At 68.0% G+C, this 281-nt stretch carries 1 protein-coding gene; it reads left to right on the top strand.

Going from position 1 to position 281, the window contains the following annotated elements; genetic code table 11:
- Positions 1–281: AI-2E family transporter (locus EN859_RS37580; RefSeq protein WP_135913770.1), on the top strand; the 281-nt coding region annotated here is incomplete at both ends.

Here is a 281-nt window from a genome sequence, read left to right on the forward strand (position 1 = left end):
GGCTCGCTGACCGGGCTGGTGCTCGCCGTCGGCGTCGCCTTCGTTCAGTTCTGGCCGGACTGGACCATGGTGTTGCTGGTCGCCTGCGTGTTCTTCGTCGGCCAGTTCATCGAGGGCAACATCCTGCAGCCCCGCCTGGTCGGCAAGAGCGTCGGCCTGCATCCGGTGTGGCTGATGTTCGCGCTGTTTGCCTTCGGCGCGCTGTTCGGCTTCGTCGGCCTGTTGATTGCCGTGCCGGCCTCGGCGGCGATCGCCGTCCTGGTGCGCTTCGCGATCGCCCG

The sequence above is a fragment of the Mesorhizobium sp. M00.F.Ca.ET.216.01.1.1 genome (assembly GCF_004010325.2).
Taxonomy (GTDB): Bacteria; Pseudomonadota; Alphaproteobacteria; order Rhizobiales; family Rhizobiaceae; genus Mesorhizobium.